This window comes from Mycoplasma leonicaptivi ATCC 49890, from assembly GCF_000622205.1.
GTDB lineage: Bacteria > Bacillota_I > Bacilli_A > Mycoplasmatales > Metamycoplasmataceae > Mycoplasmopsis > Mycoplasmopsis leonicaptivi.
Genome location: NZ_JHWE01000060.1, coordinates 1 through 3,466 on the forward strand (window position 1 = coordinate 1; position 3,466 = coordinate 3,466).

At 26.2% G+C, this 3,466-nt stretch carries 2 protein-coding genes; both read right to left on the bottom strand.

What is annotated here, in order from left to right; all coding sequences use genetic code 4:
• Positions 1–47 precede the first annotated feature (47 nt).
• Positions 48–1,004 (bottom strand): coiled-coil domain-containing protein, encoded by a 957-nt coding sequence (locus BU00_RS0103345; RefSeq protein ID WP_027121472.1) that lies wholly within the window; start codon positions 1,002–1,004, stop codon positions 48–50.
• Positions 1,005–1,349: 345 nt separating this feature from the next.
• Positions 1,350–3,161 (bottom strand): discoidin domain-containing protein, encoded by a 1,812-nt coding sequence (locus BU00_RS0103350; protein ID WP_027121473.1) that lies wholly within the window; start codon positions 3,159–3,161, stop codon positions 1,350–1,352.
• Between the last annotated feature and the right edge of the window lie 305 nt (positions 3,162–3,466).

Below are 3,466 nucleotides of genomic sequence, written 5' to 3' on the forward strand. Positions count from 1 at the left end.
TCTCCTAATATAAATATTTTAAATTAAATATTTGCTATTAAGAGAATTTACACAAAATAATCTACGCTTCCCTTTGAAGAATCTGTACTATTTGTATTATCTGGATTATTTTGTTTATTTAAGGCGTTTTCTGTCATTGTTTGTAAATTATTTAATTCTTCAATGCTTTGTGCATTATTTGCCAATTCTTTTAATTTTGCTTTTTCATTTTCATCGGTAAGACTATCAATTTTTGCGATAATTTCAGCACGTTTTGCCGCAAGTTCTTTTTCTTTGTTTTCATTATCAATAGTCATTTCAACACGTGATTTAACCCTTGATAACTCATCCATATTGCTTGCGGTATTTGCTAATTCTTGTAATTTGGTTTTTTCATCTTGATTTTGTACATTGTTAATTAATTCAAGAACTTTTCCGCGTTCTCTATTTAATTCTTGTTCATCAGATGCTTCTTTTTCTTTTGCTTTTTTGATTTCTTCTTTAAGAATATCTAATTTTTCTGAATTTGCATAAGAAATTTCATCTCTGAATTGATCTGCTAAAACATTATTTTTTAATCCTTCTAATTCTTTTTTAGTGGCATCTAGTTTTTCTTTGTATTTTGCGTTTTCTTGTTCTTTTAGTTTTGCGTTAATATCTTTAAGAACAGCAGATATTGTTGTTGAATCATTAGCTGACTGGATTCTGTTTGCAAAATCACCTTTTTCTGTAAGTTTTTCTAAAAGTTTTGTTGCTTCTGCTTTAGCATCTGTAACTTTATCTGTTTTAACTACTAATTTAGATTCAGCATCTTTTAATTTTTTAGTTAATTCAGTTATTTCTGCTTTTGTAACTTTTTCAGGATTTTTTAATTTATTTTTAATAGTTTCATAAATATCTTTATATTCTTTGTAAGTTTCTGGTGTATAAATACCATTTGTATTTTGAATATTATTGTCTAATAATTGTCTAAATCCTGTAATACTTTCTTCTTTTTTATCTTGAACATCTTTAACTGCTTTCATTAAGTCTTCTTTTGCTTTTTGAATTTGTTCAAGTGTTGAATCTGCATTTTGTGCTATAGCATTAAATTCAGTGATTTTATCTTTAAGTTGTTTACTTAATCCTGGGAATTCAACTTCTAATTTATCTGCAAGAGAAGTAGCAACATTATCTTTATAATCGTTGTATTCTTGTAATTTTGAACCAATTGATGATCTAATAAGTTGTTTTTCTAAATCGTTATAGTCTTTTGTTAAGTCAAATAATTGTTCTGAAGTTGTTGAAGTATTAGCTAAAGCGGCTTTAATTTCATCTGCTTTTGCTTTTAATGCATTATAACTATCATCTTCATATTCATATGCATTTAATTATTCAAAGTTTTTAACACTTAATTCTGCTAATTGTCTATTTAATTGTGATTCTTTTAATGCTTGTTTTGCTTTTTCATAATTTGCTTTTAATTCATTAAATTGTGCTTGACTTATATTAGAATCATCCTTTAATGCTTCTTTAATATCGTCTAAAACTTTTTGATATGGTCTAAATGATTGCTCTGTGTACATATTTTTCTCATTTGAAAGAGCATTGTTCACAATATCATTTAATTCTGATGTATTAACTTTAACATTATTGTTATCATTAATAATATTTTGTAATGAATTCTTTACAGCATCAACGGTTTCTTGTGTCACATTAGGCAATGCTAAAACTTGTCTAGCATTTTCTAATGCTTTTGTATATTCATCTTTAGCGCTTTGTGTTCAGTTTGATGTATCAACATTTTGATTAACTAATGCTTGTAAAGCATCTTTATTTGTGTCAGTAGTTTGTGTTTTTGTATAAGGGATAATTTCAGCAATAGAAGGTTTTTTATCTTTTCAAGCAATTTCAAAACCAACTACTTTTTTACCTGTTTCACTTGGTGTTCTAAATGATGTAACACCATTTGATAAAGTACCTAATGATACTTTTTCAATTTGATTAGTATTTTCATTTAATACCAATGCTGTAACTTGTGCATTTGAATCATCACCATCTTTAATAACGAATTTAACATCTTTACCATCCATTTCATCTTTATCAAGATAGTATTTTAAAGTACCATTTGATTGTGCTGGTTGGTAATATGTATCAGAGTTTTTATCAACAGCTTGACCTGGTGTATGTGATGCATCACCTTCTGAATAGTTCTCACCTGAAAATCTAGGATCGTTATCTCTTGCAATATATTCCCCATTATTTAAAACAATTTCATTAATATGTAAAAATCTTTCATTTGGATAATTAGCTTTGATTAATAGTTTAATATATCTTGCTTTAAGATTTTGTATATCATCTTTACCAAAATATTTTAATTCAGGATATTTTGGATCTGATTGTCCGAGATTGGTTTTTAAGAATGTATCATTATTTTGTGTGTCAGGAGTTATATTACCAATAGTTAATACTTTTGTTCATTGTGAATCATTAGTTTTATTATCAGTTGAAACAAGAACTTCTAAATATCTTGGATAATGAACTGTGTCATTTGTATAAATTCTTAAAGAATTTAATGAAACTTCTTTACCTAAGTCATATAAAATGTATTCATTTGCTTTTGGTTCACTACCAAAAATTGCTTTTGTATCCATTTTATTATCAAATTCAAGACCTTCTGTTCTATTATCACCTTTACCAGATTTAACTCCTATTGTTGATTCAATAATTTTTCCAAATTTTGAAGGTAAACTTACATTAACAATAAGGTTTTTAAATGAAACATTTGTTTGAGTGTTATTTTTGTTAATTAAACGAACAAATCTGTATGGTTTATTAATTGATTGTTGATTTTTCTCTAGTTTATCTCAATTTACACCATCAATAGATGCTTGTAATTCTATTCCATCTGCTTCTGTATAATCTAAATTTATATTATTTACATTAAATGGTTTGTTAAAGTCAATACCAAATGATTCATTACTTTCTAGTGGATATTGATGAGAAGTATCCTTATTATCTTTTTTATATAAAATAAATTGAGAATAACCATTAAAATCTGTTATAAGATCTGAATTTGATTTTTTAGGATTTCAATATAAATATTTTTCACTTGGTTTTTCTCTTTCGATAATATCAATACTTGAAATAGTTCATCATTTACTTGGGTTATGGTCAAGAACTTGAATTTTTAAATTAGTCATATCACTTTTTTCTTGAGGGATATCTAAAAATACTTCTGAACCTTTTAAATCATATTCTTTAATTTCTTCATATTGTGAATTTGAATCAGTCTTTTTAAATAGTTTAATCTTATTAAACCTATTATGATTTTTTTGTAAAATTCTAATTCTTGCAACAGAAGTTTGTTTTTTAAAATTAAGTTCAAAAGAATCATTTGTATTTAATGAAGGACTAAAGGTGGAAATTAAAATTAGACCATAGGGCTAATGAGATTTCCACCTTTATTAGCCCTTTCATATATGAAAGGGGCACACGGGGGTATACC